The sequence below is a fragment of the Chitinophaga filiformis genome (genome assembly GCF_900102545.1).
Taxonomy (GTDB): Bacteria; Bacteroidota; Bacteroidia; order Chitinophagales; family Chitinophagaceae; genus Chitinophaga; species Chitinophaga filiformis.
The window spans coordinates 779159-801864 of the sequence record NZ_FNBN01000003.1; the positions used below are offsets into that span (position 1 = coordinate 779159).

21 protein-coding genes are annotated in these 22706 nt (G+C 43.0%); 15 read left to right on the forward strand and 6 right to left on the reverse strand.

What is annotated here, in order from left to right; genetic code table 11:
* Nucleotides 1–12: 12 nt before the first annotated feature.
* The 3 genes from BLR32_RS15355 to BLR32_RS15365 form a co-directional block, all read right to left on the reverse strand.
* A complete protein-coding gene (locus BLR32_RS15355; RefSeq protein WP_245705438.1) occupies nucleotides 13–3288 on the reverse strand; it encodes a SusC/RagA family TonB-linked outer membrane protein in 3276 nt (1091 codons plus the stop codon).
* A gap of 201 nt (nucleotides 3289–3489) precedes the next feature.
* Entirely contained in the window at nucleotides 3490–4647 is a 1158-nt protein-coding gene (locus tag BLR32_RS15360; RefSeq protein ID WP_089833262.1) for a FecR family protein, read from the reverse strand.
* A 70-nt stretch (nucleotides 4648–4717) separates the two neighbouring features.
* Nucleotides 4718–5326, reverse strand: coding sequence for an RNA polymerase sigma factor (locus tag BLR32_RS15365; RefSeq protein ID WP_089833263.1), 609 nt, complete (start codon nucleotides 5324–5326; stop codon nucleotides 4718–4720).
* Nucleotides 5327–5562: 236 nt separating this feature from the next.
* Between BLR32_RS15365 and BLR32_RS15370 the strand changes: the two genes are divergently transcribed.
* Nucleotides 5563–6102, forward strand: a complete 540-nt coding sequence (locus tag BLR32_RS15370; protein ID WP_089833264.1) for a DinB family protein — start codon at nucleotides 5563–5565, stop codon at nucleotides 6100–6102.
* Nucleotides 6103–6153: 51 nt separating this feature from the next.
* Here the strand turns inward: BLR32_RS15370 and BLR32_RS15375 are convergent, their stop codons facing one another.
* Nucleotides 6154–7494: an SGNH/GDSL hydrolase family protein gene (locus BLR32_RS15375; RefSeq protein WP_089833265.1), complete on the reverse strand. Its 1341-nt coding sequence runs from the start codon at nucleotides 7492–7494 to the stop codon at nucleotides 6154–6156.
* A gap of 838 nt (nucleotides 7495–8332) precedes the next feature.
* Here BLR32_RS15375 and BLR32_RS15380 point away from each other — a divergent pair.
* Nucleotides 8333–9760, forward strand: coding sequence for an alpha-L-fucosidase (locus BLR32_RS15380; RefSeq protein ID WP_089833266.1), 1428 nt, complete (start codon nucleotides 8333–8335; stop codon nucleotides 9758–9760).
* A gap of 65 nt (nucleotides 9761–9825) precedes the next feature.
* Here BLR32_RS15380 and BLR32_RS15385 read toward each other — a convergent pair whose 3' ends face one another.
* The gene (locus BLR32_RS15385; RefSeq protein WP_089833267.1) at nucleotides 9826–10092 is read right to left on the reverse strand and encodes a YciI family protein; all 267 of its coding nucleotides are present in this window, start codon (nucleotides 10090–10092) and stop codon (nucleotides 9826–9828) included.
* A gap of 194 nt (nucleotides 10093–10286) precedes the next feature.
* Between BLR32_RS15385 and BLR32_RS34045 the strand changes: the two genes are divergently transcribed.
* The 4 genes from BLR32_RS34045 to BLR32_RS15400 all read left to right on the forward strand — a co-directional run bounded on the left by BLR32_RS34045 (nucleotide 10287) and on the right by BLR32_RS15400 (nucleotide 13185).
* Nucleotides 10287–10442, forward strand: a complete 156-nt coding sequence (locus BLR32_RS34045; RefSeq protein ID WP_176842297.1) for a chryseobasin-related MNIO class RiPP peptide — start codon at nucleotides 10287–10289, stop codon at nucleotides 10440–10442.
* Nucleotides 10443–10480: 38 nt separating this feature from the next.
* The gene (locus BLR32_RS15390; RefSeq protein WP_245705439.1) at nucleotides 10481–11605 is read left to right on the forward strand and encodes a multinuclear nonheme iron-dependent oxidase; all 1125 of its coding nucleotides are present in this window, start codon (nucleotides 10481–10483) and stop codon (nucleotides 11603–11605) included.
* Nucleotides 11606–11713: 108 nt separating this feature from the next.
* The gene (locus tag BLR32_RS15395; RefSeq protein ID WP_089833271.1) at nucleotides 11714–12481 is read left to right on the forward strand and encodes an SDR family oxidoreductase; all 768 of its coding nucleotides are present in this window, start codon (nucleotides 11714–11716) and stop codon (nucleotides 12479–12481) included.
* A gap of 119 nt (nucleotides 12482–12600) precedes the next feature.
* Nucleotides 12601–13185, forward strand: coding sequence for a Crp/Fnr family transcriptional regulator (locus BLR32_RS15400; RefSeq protein ID WP_089833273.1), 585 nt, complete (start codon nucleotides 12601–12603; stop codon nucleotides 13183–13185).
* Between the two features lie 81 nt (nucleotides 13186–13266).
* Here BLR32_RS15400 and BLR32_RS15405 read toward each other — a convergent pair whose 3' ends face one another.
* Nucleotides 13267–13890 carry a hypothetical protein gene (locus BLR32_RS15405; protein ID WP_143011483.1) on the reverse strand — a complete coding sequence of 208 codons (624 nt, stop codon included), beginning with the start codon at nucleotides 13888–13890 and terminating at the stop codon, nucleotides 13267–13269.
* Between the two features lie 362 nt (nucleotides 13891–14252).
* Between BLR32_RS15405 and BLR32_RS15410 the strand changes: the two genes are divergently transcribed.
* From BLR32_RS15410 to BLR32_RS15450, 9 genes are all read left to right on the forward strand, one after another.
* Nucleotides 14253–16616, forward strand: a complete 2364-nt coding sequence (locus BLR32_RS15410; RefSeq protein ID WP_176842298.1) for a TonB-dependent receptor — start codon at nucleotides 14253–14255, stop codon at nucleotides 16614–16616.
* A gap of 73 nt (nucleotides 16617–16689) precedes the next feature.
* On the forward strand, nucleotides 16690–16875 hold the full coding sequence (locus BLR32_RS15415) for a hypothetical protein (RefSeq protein WP_089833279.1): 186 nt from the start codon (nucleotides 16690–16692) through the stop codon (nucleotides 16873–16875).
* Nucleotides 16876–17038: 163 nt separating this feature from the next.
* A complete protein-coding gene (locus BLR32_RS15420) occupies nucleotides 17039–17221 on the forward strand; it encodes a hypothetical protein (protein ID WP_089833281.1) in 183 nt (60 codons plus the stop codon).
* Nucleotides 17222–17377: 156 nt separating this feature from the next.
* Nucleotides 17378–17569 carry a hypothetical protein gene (locus BLR32_RS15425; protein WP_089833283.1) on the forward strand — a complete coding sequence of 64 codons (192 nt, stop codon included), beginning with the start codon at nucleotides 17378–17380 and terminating at the stop codon, nucleotides 17567–17569.
* A gap of 173 nt (nucleotides 17570–17742) precedes the next feature.
* Nucleotides 17743–19068: a radical SAM/SPASM domain-containing protein gene (locus tag BLR32_RS15430; protein ID WP_089833285.1), complete on the forward strand. Its 1326-nt coding sequence runs from the start codon at nucleotides 17743–17745 to the stop codon at nucleotides 19066–19068.
* The gene (locus BLR32_RS15435; RefSeq protein ID WP_089833287.1) at nucleotides 19049–19891 is read left to right on the forward strand and encodes a hypothetical protein; all 843 of its coding nucleotides are present in this window, start codon (nucleotides 19049–19051) and stop codon (nucleotides 19889–19891) included. Before BLR32_RS15430 ends, BLR32_RS15435 begins: the two co-directional genes overlap by 20 nt.
* A 35-nt stretch (nucleotides 19892–19926) precedes the next feature.
* The gene (locus BLR32_RS15440; protein ID WP_089833289.1) at nucleotides 19927–20130 is read left to right on the forward strand and encodes a hypothetical protein; all 204 of its coding nucleotides are present in this window, start codon (nucleotides 19927–19929) and stop codon (nucleotides 20128–20130) included.
* A gap of 6 nt (nucleotides 20131–20136) precedes the next feature.
* Nucleotides 20137–20352, forward strand: coding sequence for a hypothetical protein (locus BLR32_RS15445; protein WP_089833291.1), 216 nt, complete (start codon nucleotides 20137–20139; stop codon nucleotides 20350–20352).
* Nucleotides 20353–20394: 42 nt separating this feature from the next.
* Nucleotides 20395–22695 (forward strand): peptidase domain-containing ABC transporter, encoded by a 2301-nt coding sequence (locus tag BLR32_RS15450; RefSeq protein ID WP_089833293.1) that lies wholly within the window; start codon nucleotides 20395–20397, stop codon nucleotides 22693–22695.
* The last annotated feature ends 11 nt before the right edge of the window (nucleotides 22696–22706 follow it).

Here is a 22706-nt window from a genome sequence, read left to right on the forward strand (position 1 = left end):
ACGGATTAGACTTTAGAAATTAAGTTGAAGACCAAAGAGCAGCTGCGTAGTAGCTGGATAGTAATTCAAACTGCTGTTGACCCCTGGATACAAACCATTCACCGGAATAAGATCAGGATCTCCGCCGGTAAATTTCGAGAAGGTATACAGGTTCCTGGCTGTCAGGTATACACGCAGGGTGCTGAGATACCTGAACCGTACAGGCTGTGTATATCCCAGTGACACGTTATCTATCTTCACAAAGCTGCCGGATTCCAGGAAGTAGTCAGACAGGGCTGAACTGGTGGATGCGCTGGTCAGCTTTGAATATTTGCTGCCATCATAGGCGGTGGTCAGCACGTTGGCGTCCGACTGCGTTGCAGGCGTACCAAGATAGAATGCCACCGTGTTGAATACCTTGTATCCAAAAGAGCCACGCAGGAAGATGTTCAGGTCCCAGTGTTTGTACGTAAACGTATTGCCCATGCTGGCAGTGAATTGTGGCAGCCCATTGCCTACAAACTGTTTGTCGTCATTATTGGCCTTATCTGCCGTGATAATCTCTCCTTTTTTATTGTATACCAGCAGTGCACCATTGTCATTTACTCCGGCTGATTTCAGTGCATAGAAACTACCAATGCGTTTGTCTTCCTGTAAACGCTGCAGGTTACCAGGACTACCTGGTGCTGGCATGCCTACTACATCTATGTATTTCTGTCCCTTAAAAAGATCGTTGGAAAAGGAAACGAATTTATTGCTGTTGCTGGCGCCTGCAAAGGAAAGGTTGTAGGCGAAGTCCTTTTTCTTTATCACGCTGGCATTCAACTGTAACTCTATGCCGGAGTTTTTCATAGTACCCACATTGGCATAGGTCTGACCCTGGATGTTGGGCGGATTGGACACTGCGTAATATCCCAGCAGGTCTTTATTCGTGCGTATATAGTAGTTGAGGCTACCGGTAATGCGGCTATCCAGCACTTCGAAATCCATGCCCAGGTTAAAGTTCAGCGCTTTCTCCCAGTGCAGGTCGTAGTTGGTATTCTGGCTGGGGCCCCATACCTGGTAGGTAACGCCGTTGAATATGTAGTATCCGTAACCACTATAGGTATCCAGCGACAGATAATTATCGAAGTCCTGGTTGCCGGTTTCTCCATAATCGGCCCTGAGCTTCAGTTCATTCAACCAGGAAATGCCCTGCATGAATTTTTCCTGGCTGATCCGCCATGCAGCTGATACAGCCGGGAAATATCCCCATTTGTTATTGCGTCCGAATTTGGAAGAACCTTCCCTTCTGACGCTGGCAGCTAAGAAATATTTCTGATCCAGGTCATAGTTCAAACGGCCAAAGAAAGCTACCAACCTGGAGTCGTTCTTGTACGAGCCAACATTGTTCTGACCTTCTTCCAGGTTCCACAGACCAGAGCCCAGGTTATTCCAGGTCAATACATCAGACGGGAAATTTTCATTAGAGCCAGACAGGCCGGAATAGGTAAACTGCTGGAAGGAATAACCGCCGAGCAACCTGATAGCATGTCTGTCAAAATTCAGGGAATAGTTGCCAATCCACTCAAAGCTCTTCTGGTCACTCTCATCATATTTCTGTGAACCGGTATTCCTGCCAGTTCCGCCATTGATAGGAGCTACGTTGGTATTGGTGCTGGGCGTAAAATGCATTTCGCGGAAAACGGAGTTCACCTGACCTACCGTGAGGATAGTATTCAGGTTCTTCAACAGGTTTATTTTGAAGGATCCATTGATGTCCAGGTATTTGATATCCTGTTGCGCTAATACCGTTTTGGCTGCCTCCAATGGGTTGTTGGAGAAGAAGCCGGTTCTGATGTACGCGTATTTACCTGTACTGTCATAGGGAGACAGCGTAGGGTTTAGCGTCAGCGCATAATTGAAGCCTGAATAATCCGCCATATTGGTTTTGGCCATTCTGGGGGCAACATTCAGGTTCACGCTGTACAGACCATTGGCTGAACTGTGGTTCAGGTTGACGCGTGCGCCATATTCCTCTTTGGAAGAGCGGTAGTCAATACCATTGGCCTTCCGGTAATCGACAGACGCCATAAAATTGGTACGATCTGAGCCACCGGAAAACTGTAAGGTATGTTTCTGTGACAGGGTAGGGTTCCTGCTTACCGTCTTCAGCCAGTCGGTATTACCACCATGATCCACACCGCGGTTGTGTGCCAGGAACTCATCCCTGGAAAGCACAGACAATTTATTGGTGATGAAATCCAGGCCCATATATCCATCATAGAACAGACGGGAGTCGCCGGTACCTTTTTTAGTTGTGATAACGATTACGCCGTTGCTGCCACGTGTACCATATATGGCGGAAGCTGCACCGCCTTTCAGCACATCTATGGACTCGATATCGTTCTGGTTCAGGTTATCTATATTTCCGCCGGGAACGCCATTGATGACATACAAAGGTCCCAGACCTGCATTCCGGGAGGAAACGCCGCGCAATTGCACACTGGGGGTAGAGTTAGGATCTGCTGCAGCGCTATTGGCGATTGTAAGACCGGCCACTTTACCCTGCATGGACATCAGTGCGCCGTTGCCACCAACTGACAACAACTCTTTGGATGAGAGATGGGTAATGGCGCTGGATACTTCTTTTTTGTTTAGCGTACCATAACCCACACTTACCACATTCACGCCACCGAGGGTTGTACCGGACGCGGAAAGGGCTACCGTGATCTGGTTCCGGTTGCCTACTGCAATAGATCTTTCGGTATACCCGATATATGACACCAGTATTGTAATATTAGCGGCTGCATGTTGCAGGGTAAATTCCCCCTTGTCATTGGTAATGGCGCCATTGGTTGTGCCTTTGATGGCAACAGTAGCTCCGACCAGCGGAGCGCCGTCTTCATCAGTTACTTTTCCGCGGAGGAGGAAACTGGCAGGGGCTGTCGTGTCCCGCTGCTGCTGGCGGGCAGCTTCAATCAGCACCACTTTTTCCTTGATAGTATAGGTAACCGGCAGCCCTTTCAGGCTTTCATTCAGTGCAGTTGTAAGCGTGGCATCTTTAATATCTATGCTGATAACCGTGGATTTATCCAGCACAGTTTCGTTCCATAGAAACGAATAATCAGTACGGGCCTCAATATACCTGAATACCTTTTCAAGTGTGATCCTTTTGGATGATATGGTCAGGTTTTGAGAATAGCCGGTAGCACATACGTGCAATGAGCCTAAAATTAGCAGAACAGCAGTAATTCTCATAATCAATAGCAGTTTGGCAGGCAAACGCCTTCCCCTGGCAGCTACTTTGCCGCAAGCGAGTAGTTCCATACTTTTGTGAAAGTGGATTTAAAAGTTAAACAGTCAATTCAAGCAATCTTGGTTGGATAACGGAAAATCCATCCCGGCGGGTCCTGACGGCAATCGGGATCCGCTTTTCTATTGTTCTCCGTTCGTGGATAAAAAGTCGGCTAATACTCCATACGTGGTTCGGTTTAATTGTGGAAAAAATATGTTCGTGGAAATGGACCCTTAAGGCAGTATTGTTATAGTTTTATCGCTGATATTATAGTGTACCCCATTCGCTCCTAAAAATTCCATTACTATTGATAAATTAACGTTCCTGTGGAGAGAGCCTCCGATATGGATATCAGGGACTGTTCCCTTATAAACTACGTCTACATCATACCACCTGGATATCTGCCGCATCAGGTCAGCAAAATTGGTATTGTCGAAAGACAACCTGCCCCTTGTCCATGCGGTGATCTGGTCTGTATCTACAGTTTTGGCAGACAGGTGGCCGTTGTTTCTTTCCATACGTACCTGTTGTCCCGGCCTGAGCACCATTTCCTGCGCAACGGTGCGAAGCTTTACAGCGCCTGTGAGCAGTGTGGTCCTGGAATTATCTTCATCGCTGTAGTCGGTCACATTAAATTGAGTACCCAGTACGACCACTTCTGATTTGTTAAGCTGTATCACAAATGGCATCTCCGCCGTTTGCGATACTTCCAGGTAGGCCTCGCCGGATATCTCTACTCTTCTTTCCGTACCTGCGAACACAGTAGGGAACCTGATGCTGCTGCCGGCATTCAGCAACACCTGTGTGCCGTCAGACAATACCAGTTTAAACTGCCGGCCCCGTGGTGTGGTCACCATATTATATACAGGTACCGCGTTTCCTGCAGTGCCATTCTTATGATAATTGAGTCGTCCTTCTTCTTTCAACAGACGGGCATTGCCTTGTTGTGCCAGCACCCCATTGGCAGAGCTATCCAGCAGTATCTGGTTGCCATTGGCGAGTGTCAGTACAGCTCCATTTTTTCCGGGAGGGGCATCAAAATGAGGGGCCGCCGTTACATTGATGGGCACAGGCTTATCACGCTGCAGCGAAATGGTCACCAATAGCAGGATTACTGCCGCTGCTGCAGTTACCGCCGCTGCTTTCCACCAGCCAAATACTCGCTTCTTCTTGTCCAGCCTGTTTTCCAATAAGGCAAATACAGCTGCAGGATCATATTCCCTGGTATGAACGGCATACGCCGGATCCTGGAATGTCTCATCCAGCCATTGGTCTATGACTTCAGGATAGCCGCCTTCATCGATGTACGCGTACAGCTTTTCCAGTTCCCCGTCCTGCAGGGTATCGTCCCGGTATCGTTTCAATAACTGTTCAAATTCGGCCTTATTCATTGTAGTATGTCACAGGACATGCCCGTTATCTGTAATAGACGGATGAGCAGTAAAAAGGAAAACATGGTTTTCAAAAAAAATAAAAAAAAGTACGGCTGAGGTGTAATAGTGCAAGGATCAATAAGCTGCCGGTCTCCTTCATGAGTGATTTTCTTAATATCAGTAAGGCGCGTACCATATAGGTTTTGGAGGAAAGGGGCGATATTTTCAGGCGCCCGGCAATTTCTTTGTGGCTCAGTCCTTCCAGCTGACTAAGGGTGAATACCTGCTGCAATTTTGGTGGCAGGCTGCCGATGGCGGCTTTCATTTTTTCGCTAAGTTGCTTCTCCTCCAGAATTTCCTGAGGGGAGATGCCTTTGGTGGAAAAATAGTGCTGCAGGAATTCACGGTTGGATTCCCGGAATATGGTGGTTCTCAGTTGATCGCGCACCAGGTTGCGGGCAATTGTATATAGATAACTATCAAAATTTCTGACAGCTGGCAGCTTTTGCCGGTGGTCCCAGATCTTTAGAAAAATGTCCTGGGTCAGATCTTTAGCCTGCTCCGGAGATTTTGTCAGATGCAGGCAGGCGCCGAATACCTGGTTCCAATAAGTTTCAAATAAGTACTGATAGGCCTGCCTGTCGCCATCCGCCACAAGCTGCAACAATTCCTGATCTATATAATTATTATTGTCCAATAGTTAGCACCCAAAATTAGGCACTATATAGGGCTTTTTTTTGCATTTGGCAAGTGGAGAGAGACCAAAACCTGAAATCACCAATATTGGTTTATTATACTTTAATACTTCTGCAGCTTCTATAAGGGCCTTTGCCATTGATGAAAAAAGGGTGTCTTCGTTTTTTTCAGCATGGTACAGTTCATTGGTGTCAAGTATCTATATTTGCTACAACTTCAACCCTAAAAACCTCACTTATGTACAGACTTATTCTCCTACTTAGCTGCTTATACTTCCAGCAAGCCGTTGCTCAGGTGAAGGAAGCCAAGGCACCAGCTACTCTGAAATCTGTCTTATTAGCGCAATTTAAAACCACCTGGAACCAGCAGGAATGGTTTGTGCCGGTTGCCAAAGGAATAGAAGGTATTACAGCGGAACAGGCCTCCTGGAAACCTTCAGATTCCAGTCATTCGGTTGGTGAGCTGGCATATCATCTGCTGTTCTGGAATAAGCGTTTACTCAATGAGTTCAATGGAAAAGACAAGGGCGCATTCAGCGGCAACAATAATGAGACCTTCGATGCCTTTACAGAAGCTTCCTGGAATGCTACCGTTGAGCAATTGAGGGAAGTGATGGAAGGTTGGGAAAAGGCAATTGCAGCAGCTGATGACGCAAAGCTTCAGGAGTGGTATGCTAATATTGCGAACATGAATGTGCATAATGCTTATCATACGGGACAGATTCTCTATATCCGTAAGCAGGCGGGGAATTGGAATGCGGAGAAGGGAGTTAAGTAAATAGCAGAAGGGAACTGTTATCCCCTTCCGCTATTATTTAAATTACCACAATTACTGCACTCGCACCGATGACACCAGATCATTCGCATTGGGGCTTAGCGTCGTAAAATTAGGCGTATCGCCCGTTCTTGTCCATGACGTACCGCTAAAGTTATCATCTGCATACATAATCAGGGTTCGCCCTGCAGGCACTTTTACAGAAGAAGCCCAATCATTCGGCATACCTCTCGCAGCTAGTTGTGCCAGGGTGTAATTGCCTACAGGCAGCACCTGACTGGCAGCACCACCATAGTTAATGTCCTGATAAAATGTAACGCCGCTGTTCGCTGTACCGGTCACGTAAGGTTGCAGGATAGGCTGTAGCAGATTAGCCGCTTTGATATTGCCCGCTACGCTGGGATGCAGGCCGTCTGTGTAATCAGCATTCGTCAACCAGCCATTGGTATCAATGTAATGTACTTTATTGTCGCCAGCAGCAATGCGGGCATTTACAGCAGCTACTGTAGGGGTAACAAGGTAGCCGTTGAAGGTGCGCATTACAAAGATCTCCACATTCGGGAACTTTGTACGAATATTAGTCAGGAAGGTGATATAGCTGTCACGGAACTGATTTTCCGGTACGTGGCCGTTATCATTGGTGCCCAGGTTAATAACGATCACTTTAGGTGTATATCGTGTGAAATCCCAGGCTGGCGCAGTATTAAAAGATGGATTCTGCAACTTGAAATACTGTACGTCCATACCCGGACCATTATCACCGCTTACCAGCCGTATACCTGGGTAAGCGATCTGTGTGTGTTCGGTATGTAAGAGCTGTTCAGAGCATACCCAACCATAGCCGGACACGTTAGCCTGTTCGTCTGTATAGCCGCAGGTGATAGAGTCGCCGATCCATTCAATCAGTTCGGTGAATGTAGAAGGTGCGCTGGTGGTAGCGCCGGCATCCAGTACCAGCCCCTGGAATTTGAAGACATAGTCATAGTCTTTGCCTTGTGCCACGCTGAGCGTATGGGTACCATTGCTCAATGGTGTGGGCGTAAGATTGATGGTGCCGGAAGCATTGTAGTAACTTATCCAGGGACCATTGTCAATCTTTGCATAATAGTGCGTAGGATACCCCACTTTGATCTTCACGGTAGTGCCGGTAAAGTTTACACGGAAGTAGGCGCCGCCCCAGTAGCTTGCATATTCTGCCGGGTTATTGAAATCCCAGCGGCCGAAGTAGTTGATATTACCATCAGTTGGGTCACCGGCAAGAGCAGCAGCATTTGATGTAAGCTTTGCCTTTAAATTATCGCTGCCGTTTGAAGTAGGTTCCGCGAACTGGGTTTTTACACAACCAAAGTGGAATAATACCAGGATGGCCAGGCTAAATTGTCTTAGCGTTTTCATTGGAAGGAGGTTTTCTTTTTTGATAATGGAGATGGTTTTTCTAAAGGACGTGAAATTACAATTTAGCGTTGCGATATCAGTGCTGAGTTAAGTCAAAGTAGAACAGACCAGAACAGATACAGCTGTGATGGGTTATAGCTGTGGATTTATACAGTTAAATGACGCGGAATACCGGTAAATCTAATCCGGTTAACCCGTAGCAGGAAGGCAGGTGTCCTGGTGCAGAAAAGCGTTACAGTCTTATTATAGCCGCTCTGGGTTGACAGTTCAGGCACAAAGGATTTTATGCTGCTTTTTTGTTAAAAAACAATCATCCTTTGTGAAAATTGAATATTTAATATCATGGATTTATCCATAATTTCAATTTCTATAGTCCACGTTTTTTTTGAAATGTTATGCTAACGTTTGCATAAATAACGTCAACTCTCAAAACCCGGAGAATTTTTCAGCGCATTATGAATGAAAGAATAGAAAGAAAAGCAGGAATAACCAGCAGAAAGGAATGCGCGTAATCCGTTTAAGGCAGTATCTAACAGGTTCCAGCGAGGCCATTATCTTGATGTGATCATTAAAGATATTACTCTGCTGCAGGGGAATGTTTTGTCCTCCTGGCAACCGGTATCAACAATCTCAATCATTTTCCAGTATCAGATAAACAGCAGCTGGATAAATATTGACTGTTGTCATAACGGTTTCAGGTCATACGGTTAATTTTCCCTAAAGGCTCTGTCTGAAATAAAGCGTGGTTTTAACCATTTGATGCTGTATGCAAGTATCAACAATGCAACAAAGCGAAAATTCTGAGTAACCTATATTAATCAATCGTAGAAAATTTAAAATGAAAAAACTTGCTATCCTTTTATTCGCACTATCTCTGACACCAATGCTGCTTTCTGCTCAGCAGGATGCTGGCCATGATAAAAAAATGCAATGGTGGCGCGAGGCGCGTTTTGGTATGTTTGTCCATTGGGGGGTATACGCTGTTCCGGCCGGTACTTATAAAGGCCAGCGCATCAACCGTATTGGTGAATGGATTATGAACCGGGGTAAAATACCGGTGGCCGATTACCAGGAATTTGCCAAACAGTTCAATCCTGTGAAATATGACCCCGATGCATGGGTAAGGATGGCCAAAGATGCTGGTATGAAATACATTGTCATTACAGCCAAACATCATGATGGGTTTGCGCTGTTCGATTCAAAAGCCAGCACCTGGGATATTGCAGATGCCACACCTTATCATAAGGACCTGCTGAAGCCATTAGCTGAAGCCTGTCGCAAATATGGTATCAAACTCGGTTTCTATTATTCACAGGCACAGGACTGGAATAACCCTGGGGGAGCAGCTTCACGCAAGGTAACATCAGAAGGTTGGGCCAATCCTGATTCTGCGCGCATCGATGCTTATACTGCAGCTAATAACGGCCATTGGGATCCTGCGCAAACAACTAAAACTATGTCGCAGTACATCAATGAGGTGGCAGTACCTCAGGTAAAGGAACTGTTGACCAATTACGGTGATGTAGCCGTTCTCTGGTGGGATACGCCTACCAACATGACTGATGAATACGCAGAAAAGTTTAATGAACTTTTAAAGTTGCAACCTAATATTATTACAAACGACCGTCTTAAACGACCTAACTATCCGGGTGATTACAAAACACCTGAACAAAGAATACCGAACCTGAACGAACTGGATGGAAAAGACTGGGAGACCTGCATGACGATGAATGAAACCTGGGGATACAAGAGCTATGCAAACAATTGGAAGAGCTCCGAAACGCTGGTGCGTAACCTGGTGGATATTGCTTCTAAAGGCGGTAACTATTTGTTAAATGTAGGTCCTAAGGCAGACGGTACTTTTCCGCAGGAGAGCATTGACCTGCTCAAACAGGTAGGCGACTGGATGAAGGTAAACGGTGAAGCCATCTATGATACCGAAGCCAGTCCCTTTGGTTTGTTTGCCTGGGGGCGTTGTACCAAAAAGGAGAATGCCGGCAATACCACACTTTACTTTTCGGTATTCGACTGGCCGAAAGATGGAAAGTTGGTGATACCCGGTTTGAAGAGTAAAGTGACGTCGGCTAAATTACTCGCTGGTAACAAAGCACTCAAAACCAGTACAGGCAATGATGAACTGGCGATCGAAGTGCCTGCTGATGCTTTAGATAAGATTGCAACGGTGATAAAAGTGGAAGTAAAGGGAAAAGTAGCAAGCACATTGCCGCAGCAAAAGGAGAAAATGAAAGCAGGAGCGATTGATTAATCAAGCGTGTTCAGCATCATCTTTATCCTGCCGGAAAGTTATCTCTGGCAGGATAAAGATGAACTTCAGCCCGGTAGCATTTCATCCATCCAGTCCCTGATCACGAACGATTTCACCATTCCTTCAAGAATAAACGGATCCTCCTTCACAAACTGTTCTGCCGCTGCCCTGGTCTTGAATATTGCCATGTTTCCTCTGTCGGCGAACGGCCCTACGCCAATTACCTCACCACTCTCGATATACTTGTCCAGCACAGCCTTGTGTCTGGGATAAATGCTCATAATCGTCTCCATAGAGGCTCCGGAGGATTCCCCGATTACTACTGTTTTCATGTCTGGTATTTTTCACAATATAAAACAAAGACAGGATACAGGGGCTGCTGGCTGGATGTTGATAAAATGCCCGGGTCCCTGTAACCTTTTTTTTGTTGCATCGTTTAACAGTTGACAATTCCCAAGACCTATAATGACTGGTAGCCGTAGATGGGACAATAACCTATTTCCTCATTCATCTTAAAATAAAAGAAATGAAGCTATCAAAATCTCTACTGGGCGCCATCCTGATTGGCATTGCTATTGAAACAACTGTCGTTTCCTGTGGAAAAGACGACCAGCCGAAGCCCAAAGAAAAGCCCAAGCAAGATCAACCGCTGGCAAACTGCCCTTTCTGTGGTATGGGTTGATCACTGAAATCTGACATTTACGCTGTAATTTCAAAAAGGTGCCTAAAGTATTATCAGCCGTTGCCTGTAATCTGGACGCGAACGTTCTAGCAGCATGTTTGCCTTTGATGGAGGAATCCAGGGTAGAAGCCATAGAATGGTCTTTTGATGCATTATATAAGGTAAAAGAAGTGCCTTCCTGGTTCCGGGAGCTACTGACAGCCTTTAGCCAGGAGAAGCGGCTAATCGGCCATGGTATCTTCTTTTCTCTATTTTCGGGTAAGTGGTTGCCTGAGCAGGAAAACTGGCTAAAGCATCTGGCGCAGACCGCCGCCGAGTTCCAGTTTGATCACATTACAGAACACTTCGGGTTCATGACAGGTAAGGATTTCCATCATGGCGCGCCCCTGAATATTCCTTATACTACTACTACGCTCAATATTGGCAGGGACAGGTTGAAGCGGATCTACGAAGCCTGCGGGCGACCGGTAGGTCTGGAGAACCTGGCCTTTTCATATTCACTGGATGAAGTAAAACGGCATGGCGCCTTTTTGGAACAGCTGCTTGAACCGGTAAACGGATTTATTATCCTCGATCTTCACAATCTCTACTGCCAGCTCCGGAACTTTGATATCTCATTTGATGAGATGATTGCCTTGTATCCATTGGAAAGAGTCCGGGAGATCCATATCTCAGGTGGCAGCTGGGACGATTCTAACGCTGACCCAAAGCGCAGCATAAGGAGGGATACGCACGATGATGCCGTGCCTCCTGAAGTATTCCAATTACTCGAAATGACCATCGCACGATGCCCACATCTTAAATACGTTGTGCTGGAACAACTGGGCAATGGACTGGCAACAGAAGAAAGCAGACGTTGCTTTTACAATGATTTTTTGCAGATGGAGGAGATCGTTCGGCGGAATAACAACGAGAATGGTACAGATGCCTCCGATCCCTTTATTCCGCTATTCCCCCTATCAACAGGTACCGTTGTTGAAGATATGACACTATATCAACAGCAGTTGGAACTTTCTTCTATCCTTGAATCATCTGCCTCTTACACAGAGGCTATATACGCACTCACGCAGTCCTCCCTGGCTAATTCTGACTGGAGAATAGAACAATGGGAACCTTATATGATTGAAACCGCAGTTAAGATTGCACAGAAGTGGAAGAAGTAGGGAGCGCCATAGAGAGATAGTGACATTTATCACGTATGTTATTTGAGAAATGTCCTTGGAGGCGGCGCCTATACTACCTGAACTTTGCCGTGATAAAAAAACAATATCATGAAGTTAAAGAATAAGGTAGCAGTGATTACAGGAGGCAATAGTGGCATCGGATTTGGTATCGCAGCAGCATTTGAAAAGGAAGGCGCCCTGGGCTCAATCGTAGGCAGAAAACAAGCAGCATTAGACCAGTCGGTAGCAAGCCTGGGCAGCAATTTTATTGGGATCAATGCTGATGTGACAAAAATGAAAGACCTTGACCGGGTATTCAAAGATACTTCCAGCAAATTTGGCAAGATAGATACCATTGTTGTAAATGCGGGAGGTGTGGTAGAAGGTGCGGAGCTTGGCTCCATTGCTGTTATCACAGAATCGGACTTTGACCGTTATATGAACCTCAACTTAAAGAGTGTATACTTCACCATTCAAAAAGCATTACCCTACATGAGAGACGGTGCGTCTATTGTGCTGATTGGTTCTATAGCCGGGCATCGCGCCTTTCCCGGTCAAACGGTATATGCCGCGGCTAAAGCTGCCGTTATCTCTTTTGCCCGCGGAATATCGTTGGATCTATTAGATAGAAAGATAAGGGTAAATGTACTCTCTCCCGGAACTATTGATACTCCTGTCTTTGGGAAATTTTTACCTGCTGAACAGGTGGATCCAGTTAAAAATATGTGGGTCGATTTAATTCCTATCGGTAGGATAGGGCAACCATCAGATATAGGAAATGCAGCTGTGTTCCTGGCTTCGGATGAATCATCTTTTGTGGTGGGTACTGAAATTATAGCGGATGGTGGTGTATTAAACATGACAATCCTGAAATAAATTACTAATACCTGCACAGTTCAGAAGCCCTGTACGTAACGGAGTTTCTTTATATAAACCTCCAGCCAGGTATGGCATTTGTGCCAATTATTCTATTTTTGCCACAAATCTGCCTGTAAATGTTTGACGTCCTGGTGAAATATCTAAGGGAAAAAGGCTCTCTTACTAATGATGAAATTGAGCAGTTTCGTGCCAGTTCAATAACAAGAAGATTTCGTAAAAGACAATACCTGCTACAGGAAGGAGATATTTGTCATTACAATTCTTTTGTTGCAAAGGGGTGTATGCGTATGTATCGCGTGGGCGATAATGGAGCTGAGCACATGCTAAGGTTTGCTATCGAAACCTGGTGGATGGCTGACTATGAAAGCTATAATTCAGGAAATTCATCAAAGAATAATATCGATGCTTTGGAGGATACTGACTTAATAATGATCAAAAAGAATGATTTTGACGCGTTGGTAAATGCAATCCCTAACTTTCGGATTTTCAAGGAAAAGCTTGAAACAAGGAGCTATGATGCGAGCCAAAACCGCATATTAAGTAACATTAGTGATACCGCAGAAAAGCGATACGAAAATTTCATCCAAAAATATCCTGACATTTATAACCGTGTGCCACTCCACATGATAGCATCCTATCTGGGGCTGACACGGGAAACGTTAAGCCGGATCAGAAAGCAATATGCAAAAACAGATAAGTAAATTATATCCGGTACTAAAGAACGCATTATTTGTGTAGGTAACAGAGGCGCTGAGTTCAGGTTGCTATAATGGGGGGACTAGTTATAAACCCTCTTTTTTCGCCAGCACTACACTATAGTCTAACATCCAACCCGATATTGAGCTGTTCTCCGAAGGACGCAGCCAGAACTTTTCGATATAGTTTTTATGAGTTAACTCGAAGGTTTTCCTGCCTTTAAAGTCAGGTGGGAGACAAGGAAAATATTTTGTAGTCAAAAAATTCATTATTTCCATTCCGGATGTATCAGCCAGTTCTGCGTCGATAATCCACTGACAATCTAACCTGAATATCCTTCCTTGTTTGTCAGCAGAAAAGTATAGCGCCCCAAGTATCGAACCAGTGGACAGGGTAACATCATAGTAATCGTCCAACGACAAGTAATCTTTAATGATTGGAAAATACCTGTCGTATTTCCCATTTGGATCATAGCGATAGGAAAAGGTTGTATCGAATTGCTTTACGTTCCCTCCAATGGTCAGTAAGGGTTTGCCTTTATATTGTAAGCAAACGGGATCCGTGTAAGTAATTGTTGTGTCGAAACCTTCTGCTAAAAAGATACTGTCCAAAAGGGTTGGCTTTGCTTTTGGGGTGCTGGCATGTTTGCTGGTATGGTTGCCGGTACATGAAACTGCCAGCATACAAATTGCGAGTAATAACTTTTTCATTAAAATGGGTTGTAGTGCTTTCGGACTTATTTCCATTCAGAAATACGGCTAAACGCCCAAATATACACAACTCATATAAAATATTACAATAAACTGTTCCCCTTTTGTCGGTGCCCGGCAAAGCGTCTGGTACCCGTAGTAGCTTCGAACATTCGGCTTTTCGACCGAAGTTTTATCCCCCAAAAAATCAGCTTCATCGAATTATTACCCCCTCCTCGTCGAAAAGCCACATATACTCATCGAAGTCGTTTTCTATTCCTGGGAATGTTTTAGAAATTCAGTTCAGATAAGGATAACTGCTTCAAATGACATGGTCATTTCAATTTTTACTTATGAAAAGTATCGTCTTTTATTTAGTGAGTATGTTTTTTGCTATAGGGGTTAGTGCCCAGGCAGTTTCTGTTGGGGGAAGAATTATTGATGAAACCGGACAGCCGGTTGCATTTGCCTCTGTTGCTATACTAAAAGGCGCTTCGATCGTTGGCCAGAAAATAGCTTCCGAAGATGGCAGTTTTAAGTTAATGATTGACAGTGTAGGCAGGTATGAAATAAAAATCAGACATGCGTCATACGTAGAGTTTTCGAAGGAAATACAGCTGCAGTCATCACTGGATTCAGAAGTACTTGTTTTAAAGAAAAGTGAAAAACAGCTACGGGAGGTAACAGTAACCGCCAATAAACCCTTCGTAACGAGAAAGATAGATCGTGTTGTAATGAATGTGCAGGATAATGCCATTGCAACGGGAAAATCTTCTATGGATCTATTCCGTCTGGCTCCGGGCGTCTTCGTAAATAATGGCAATATCTCTATTAATGGTGTATGGGGAACCCGCGTAATGGTTAATGGAAGAATGCTTAACCTAAAGGGAGATGATTTAAAGAACTACCTGGCGAATTTGAAATCAAACGATATTAAATCCATTGAGATTATTGCCCATCCTCCGGCAGAATATGATGCAGAAGGTAGTGGCGGTATTATTAATATCGTGCTGAAGAAAAACCTGAATAGTGGCTTGAATGGTTATATAGGTGCTGATTATTCTATCGGTATAGGAAAATACCCTGCCTATCAGCCTTATCTGAGTCTGAACTACAGAAAGAAGAAAGTTGGTTTAAGTGGAAGTTATTCCTATGGACGGGAGAAGAACTTTCAGGACATTACCCAGGACAGGAGTTTCACCGATAATGGACAATACCATTCTACTACATCTTCAACCGGGTGGCGAAATTCGAATAACGTCAAACTCGGCGTCACCTACGATATTAGCAATAGGGAATACCTGGCTATTGACTATACCGGTCAGTTTGGATGGTATAAGGATACTACTCATTCAGTAACAACTATAAACTATCCGGTTCAGCAGAATAATACCCTTTCTGATGGGATCTTTCCTTCCTATACAAAAACAAAGTTTTCGAATATAGGCCTGAACTATGGCATCACAACAGATTCTCTGGGCTCTAAATTTACCCTTGTTTCAGACTATACCTATAATGATAGGAATGGGATCAGTGGCACCTATAGCAAAACATTTGATTTCAATAAGGCCGTAATTGCGGACACTGTGTTTAATTTTCTATATCCCAGTATTGCGAAAATATTCACGGCAGATGTGAAGTATAACAAAGTGTTTAAGGGAGGAAAGAGCCTTTCTTTCGGAGGAAAAGCTACTGTTACTGACATTGATAATGATAATGCCTATGAGAATTATTATAATGGTGAATGGGGCCATATTCCCGGTCTTGGATTTAATTATAAATACAGCGAAAAGATCTATGCAGGCTTTGTCAATTTTAGCGGAAGTGTAGCGGGTATAGATTATAAACTGGGACTCCGGGGTGAAAACAGCGATATTTCCGGTACCTTAAAGGGAGGAGGACAGGATACCGTTGTAGCACGTAATTATTTTAACCTTTTCCCATCCCTCTTTTTAAAGAAGAATCTTAATAAAGACGAAAGCAATTCGCTTACGCTTTCCTATAACAGGCGAATTAAACGTCCTTCTTACTTTGAATTGAACCCATATAAATATTTTATTGATAACTATACCGTACAAACAGGTAATCCATTTTTGAATCCGCAATTCACCGACGCTGTTGAACTGGGCTATACTTTTAAAAGTCAATATTATATCGGCGTAAGTTATTCTCATACAAAGGATGTTATTAACCAGGTAATTGAGAATGACCCCGCTCTCAAGCAAATGACAATACTACGGAAGAATACAGGTAGCAATACCGTATATACCGGCACATTCAGTATTCCTGTTAAAATAACTGATTGGTGGAATACCAGTAACAACCTGTTGTTGACCTATACAGCATCTGTTGCACCTGAGTTTTCTATTAAAAAGGGATCCCTGGTACTGCAAACAGAGCAGGATATCATGCTTGGAAATGGATTTGGCGTAAATCTGAATGGGTTTTATACGCCGAGGGTTGTTACCGGCAATATTGTCACCGGACGTATCGCAAGTATTGATTTTGGTATACAGAAGAAGCTCCTGAATAATAAGCTCACTTTAAAAGCATCTATTAGCGATATTTTTTACACCAATAACTTCAAGGCGACCAGCTACTATAACGAATCGGTTATCAGGATAAGACAGAAAGAGCAAAGCCGTGTGCTTTCAATTACATCAGTATACAACTTCAACCTGGGGAAAGCCTTCAAATCAAAAGAGATAAAAAGTAGCAATGCTGATGAAAAAAGCAGGCTAAAATAAAATATTGGTTGCAACAATATGGGGATGCCGAAAACCATTACAAAGAGTAGGCACAACTCTCAAATTTAAAACTATGTCTACAGAAAAAAAATCAGCTGTTGATAAAGCTGCTGAATCCCTTGAAGTTGAAAAATTGACTGAAAGTGAAGCAGGCAAGTTAGAAGGAGGTTTTTCAGATGCTGTTTCTGAAAGTGATGAGAGTGGGGGAGGACTAAATATTTCCAAATGTTATTGCACTGGCACGCCTACAACAACGTGAGCATAACAATTTTAGGCTGGTAGAAGCCTTCAACTCAAAAAAGCAACAAAAAAGTAGCAATGCTGATGAAAAAAAGCAGGCTAAAATAAAATATTGGTTGCAACAATATGGGGAAGCCGAAAACCATTACAAAGAGTAGGCGCAACACTCAAAATTTAAAACAATGTCTACAGAAAAAAAATCAGCTGTCGAGAAAGCTCTCGAATTCGAAAAATTGAGTGAAAATGAAGCAGGTCAGTTAGCCGGAGGATTTTCAGAAGCTCTTTCTGAAAGTGATTCCGATGACGGCGGATTTGAAATTAATATCTCAAAATGCCACTGTACTTCTACGCCTGAAACAACATGAGGATATCAGCTTTAACCTGGTAGAAGTCTTTAATTCAAAAGCGACAAGAAGTGGCTGTGCTGAAAAGAAGGCAGGCTAATTGATATGCTTGTTGCAACAATATGGGGTCGCCGAAAACCATTATAAAGAGTAGGCTTAACCTTCAAATCTTACGTTATGTCCACAAAAAAAGAATCAGCTATTGAAAAAGCTGTTAAATCCCTTGATGTTGAAAGACTGACTGAAAACGAAGCCGGTCAGTTAGCCGGTGGGTTTTCAGAAGCAGTGGATGCTGAAAGCCTCAGTTCAGGAGATATCAATATTTCAAAATGCCATTGTACTACTAACCCAACGAAACCCACAGAATAGATCTCTATGGCGTGAAGCTGTTAGTATAGATTTCTGCAAGGCATTCCTTACACTTATAAATGAATAGCCTGTCAGACTATGAGAAGATAGGCTATTCATTTTAAGCTACAATCTGCTATTGTTCGGCTACTGATCATCTTGTTTTGTTTTTTATTATACTTAAATGATGTATTATGAAGAAAAGTCAGTTTAACACCAGTCTGGTTTATGAAAATAAAAATTATATCTATAATGCATTCAGCAATAAATTCATTGCCATAGATCCGACCATTTCTGACATTCTAGACGCTATCAGAACGCCGGAGCATATAGAGGAGCTTTCAGAATATCATCCAACATTGTATAGTTCTCTTTGCAAAAATGGATTTTTTGTAGGGGATGAAGTGGATGAAATTCAAAAGGTGAAGGATTTAAGTGCTAAAGTCGATAAGAACGACACGCATTTCGAATTGATCGTTAACCCTACCATGAACTGTAATTTTAAATGCTGGTATTGTTACGAATCGCACGTGAAAGGGTCGAAGATGAATAAAGAAACGGTTAATAAAACCTGTTCTTTAATTGCAAATATCATTGAATCTAATCCCAACCTCAAATCTTTCCATATTGCATGGTTTGGTGGAGAGCCGCTAATGTATTACCGTGATGTGATTGAACCTATCATGGATTTTGCGGAAGACTTCTGTGCCCTGCATAATATTTATCTTTCCTGCCATTTTACAACCAACGGATTCCTGCTTACAGATGATATTATCCAATCATTAAAGAAATATACAATTACCGGTCTCCAGATTACACTGGATGGTAATAAAGAAACACATAATACCGTAAGGTATGTAAGTGCCACCAGGGGATCGTATGACACTATTATTGAAAATATAGTGAAGTTGTGTGAGAACGACTTTCACGTGGGGATAAGGGTGAATTATACCAGCACTAATATGGATGGTTTTGAAGAGGTCTTTGACGATCTGTGCACTATCTCTAATGAGAAAAGGCATAATGCTACCATATCATTTCATAAAGTCTGGCAGGTGAGCGATGACAAAGCTATGTCTGACAGGGTGCTAAGTCTGATCAGGCTGGTGAGAGATATCGGATTCGTAGCAGCAGAAGGGGCTATCCCTGATAGTGTAAGACACTCCTGTTATGCTGATAAAGTAAATAACGCAACAATTAATTATAACGGTGATGTGTATAAGTGCACGGCGCGAAACTTTTCACCAGATGCTAAGGAAGGTGTACTGACTGAGGATGGCAAGATCGAATGGAATTCAAAGTTCCATACTAGGATGGATATTAAATTTAAAAATAAGCCCTGCCTGGAATGCCCTATTATGCCATTGTGTAATGGAGGTTGCTCACAGCATGCTATGGAGAACGCAGGGAAAGATTACTGTGTATACGATTTTGATGAGAATAAAAAGAAGGATATAGTAGTGAAGAAACTGATGAATATCATTGATAAAAGGAATAGTAATGAATACAGCCACTATTAATATAGCGAGTGAGGACTTTTTCTCTAACATATATTCCAGGGAAATCCTGGCAAAGGTGGCGTGCGGAGAAGAATTATCAGGATATAATTACTATGAATCAGTTTTTCAAAATGCTTTAAACCTTGCCAAAAGTAAGCAGTTAGAAGAGAGTATCCGTGTTTTTGAAGAGGGAGAGAAGCGGCTTGCAAATGAAAAGAAAGGATCAGATCTGAACGCTGTTCTGTCTGACTGTTTGTACCCTAAGAAAGCTTATCTATACTATAAGTTAAAACGTATGTCGCTTGCCCGGCTGCTGACTTATAAGTCAATAATTACAAATCAGGGGCTGAAGATATCCAGGGGATTTGGTTTCCTTGTGTTTATCCAGATTCAACAATACCATAACCTTGCCAGGATATTTTTTGCTGAATCAAAGCCTAAAGATGGCATTCAGTTGAGCTACCGGCTGATATGGTTTCTTCTAACCAAAGAATCGGCTGGCGTGAAATACCTGGATAAAATAGAGCATCCTGTACAGGAAGAAGAGTCGCAGTTGAGGTGTGCTATGACTTACCAGGTGCTGTTTGAATTATTACGTGTGCTGGCGAAAATGAAGAATGATGTAGCCCTTTATGTGAAATCGCTGATAGTTTTCCTGAAAGAGCTCATTCAGCAATTTACTGCAAGCAACGACATGGAGCATACGCTGCGGAATTTTTTAATTGTATTCTCCGGCATAGACCTTCAGGACCGGAGCCGCTATATTAATGCTGCCAATCATTTTTTACAAACGTCAAAAGACATGTTCCCTAATACTGAAAAGGTGATTAAATTATTCTATTGATTGGGAGTAGTATTTAACCCAGTAAATCTGTTAAAATGAAGAAGCTAAAAGATTTATTTAGTAGAAATACCAAACCTGGATTGGAGCAGTGCACGGCTTTCGAGATAAAGAAAGAAGAGTCGGATGCATTGTATGGAGGGTTTAAAGAATATAAGCCTCCTATTTATGAACAGGATGATGCCGCTAATCAGTCATTCAAAACTACCGATTTGTTAATTGATATTAATCAAACTAAATAACGTGTCATGTCACAGAAGAAAAAAAACAAAAAAGACAAACCCAAAGACAAGAAAGGCAATATCGTGGATATTGATAAACTGAAGTCATTTGGAATTATTAAAGGCAAAGGTGAGGGTGAAGGTGATGGCGATATAGAGGAGATCGATGGCGGTGATATTTCGGGTGGAAAGAATGATGATGATACTACTGTCGATACACACTGGCCTACCACAGGGGAGTAATAAATGGCTGAATACGGCAACTGATTTTTAAACTCCAATGCAATGGCTTTATTTAGTAAAAAATACAAGTTTTATAAACAGTTGGACTACATGGATTGTGGTCCAACCTGTTTACGTATGATTGCTGCCTATTATGGGGAAGAGTATTCACTGGATTACCTGAGGGCGAATTCATATATCACTAAGAATGGTGTTAGCTTATTGGGATTAAGTGAGGCTGCAGAGAAAATAGGGTTCAAAACGCTGTCGGCGAAATTGACCTACGAGCAGCTTACACAACAAATCCCTCTTCCGTGCGTATTGCATTGGAACCAGGAACATTATGTAGTGTTATATGGAGTGGAGAAGAAGAATCTTTTCCGTCCGGTGGAACGGTTAGTGATTGCAGATCCCGGCCATAACCTGGTAAGGGTGGAAAGGGATGTGTTTGAAAAGTGCTGGGTTAGTTCGGCCGACAAGAAGGGAATTGCTTTGCTGATAGAACCTACTCCTGAATTCTATCGAATGGGAGAGGAGGCGCCAACTGTGAAGAGCGGATTCGGTTTCCTTGTGGGGTATCTGAGGCCCTATAAGCGATATTTTGTTCAGTTGATCCTGGGAATGCTGCTCGCGAGTCTTATTAGTATGTGTTTCCCGTTCCTTACGCAAAGCCTGGTTGATTTTGGGGTAAGTCGTAAGAATATGAACTTTATATATCTGATCCTGCTTTCCCAGTTACTGCTTTTCCTTGGTGGGATAGCGGTTGATCTTATCAGGAACTGGATACTGTTGCATATAAGTACGCGTATTAGTATCAGTATTATCTCCAATTTTTTGATCAAGCTGATGAAACTGCCCATCAACTTTTTTGAATCAAAGAATGTGGGCGATATTACGCAGCGTATCAATGATCATAAGAGAATTGAGTCTTTCCTGACAGGATCAACACTCAGTACATTGTTTTCTATCATTAACCTCTTTGTTTTCTCATTTGTACTATCCATTTATAATACAAAATTATTGGTGGTCTTTGCACTTGGTAGTGCGCTATCCATCTTTTGGATTTCTATCTTTCTGAAAAGAAGGAAGAATATTGACTATAATCGTTTTCAAAGAGCCAGGGAAAATCAGAACAGCTTGTTTGAGATTATCACCGGCATGCAGGAAATTAAGCTTTATAATAGCCAGAAAGCAAGGAGGTGGGAGTGGGAGCGTATTCAGGCTAAATTATTCAAGGTCAATATTAAAAGCCTGGCATTGGAGCAATACCAGGGGATAGGCGCCTCGTTCTTTACCCAGCTTAAAAATATTGTGATAAGCTATCTGGCGGCTAAACTGGTGATCGAACAACAGATCACCCTCGGTGTAATGCTCAGTATTTCTTACATCGTGGGGCAGATGAACAGCCCCCTGGACCAGATTATTTTATTTATAAAGAACGTCCAGGATGCAAAGATAAGTCTTGACAGGCTTAACGAAATCCACAGCAAACCTGAAGAAGAGACAAGCGAAGATCTTATCGGGTATAACGAGAATAAGTGGCCAAGGGAACCTGAAAATAGTTCAGATGCTTTGTATTTAAGCCATGAGCTGTTTACCAAAAGCATCCGGAGAAACACCGGCGATGGCATTACTATTTCTAATCTTTCTTTTAGATATGGATCGCCTAAAAGTCCGCTTGTGCTGAAGAATATCAGCATGCATATTCCCAAGGGAAAAGTGACTGCCATAGTGGGCGCCAGCGGAAGTGGGAAAACCACTTTACTGAAATTATTATTGAAGTTTTATCCGCCTGCTGAAGGGCAGATCTTAGTAGATGAAGTGAATCTACAGGATATATCTGCTCAGTTGTGGCGTAATAACGTTGGAACTGTAATGCAGGATGGGTTTGTTTTTTCCGACTCCATCGCAAGGAATATTGCTGTGGACGGAGAAAGAATTAATGAGGAAAGATTATACGAAGCAGTTAGGATTGCCAATATGCATGAGTTTATTGCGAAACTGCCTTTGGGATTCACTACGCGGATCGGCAATTCCGGATCTGGTTTAAGTGGTGGCCAGAAGCAGCGTTTATTCATAGCCCGGGCTGTATATAAAGATGCAAAGTATTTGTTCTTTGATGAAGCTACCAGTGCACTTGATGCAAATAATGAGAAAGTGATCATGGAAAACCTGAACCAGTTTTATAAAGGAAGAACGGTCGTGGTAATAGCGCATAGGTTAAGTACGGTGAAAAATGCTGATCAGATCATTGTGATGAAAGATGGAGAGATTGTGGAAGAAGGGCATCATAGTGAATTGACAAAAAGCAGAGGGTATTATTTTGAGTTAGTTAAGAATCAATTAGAATTAGGTGCAGCATAAAAAAGTAAAAG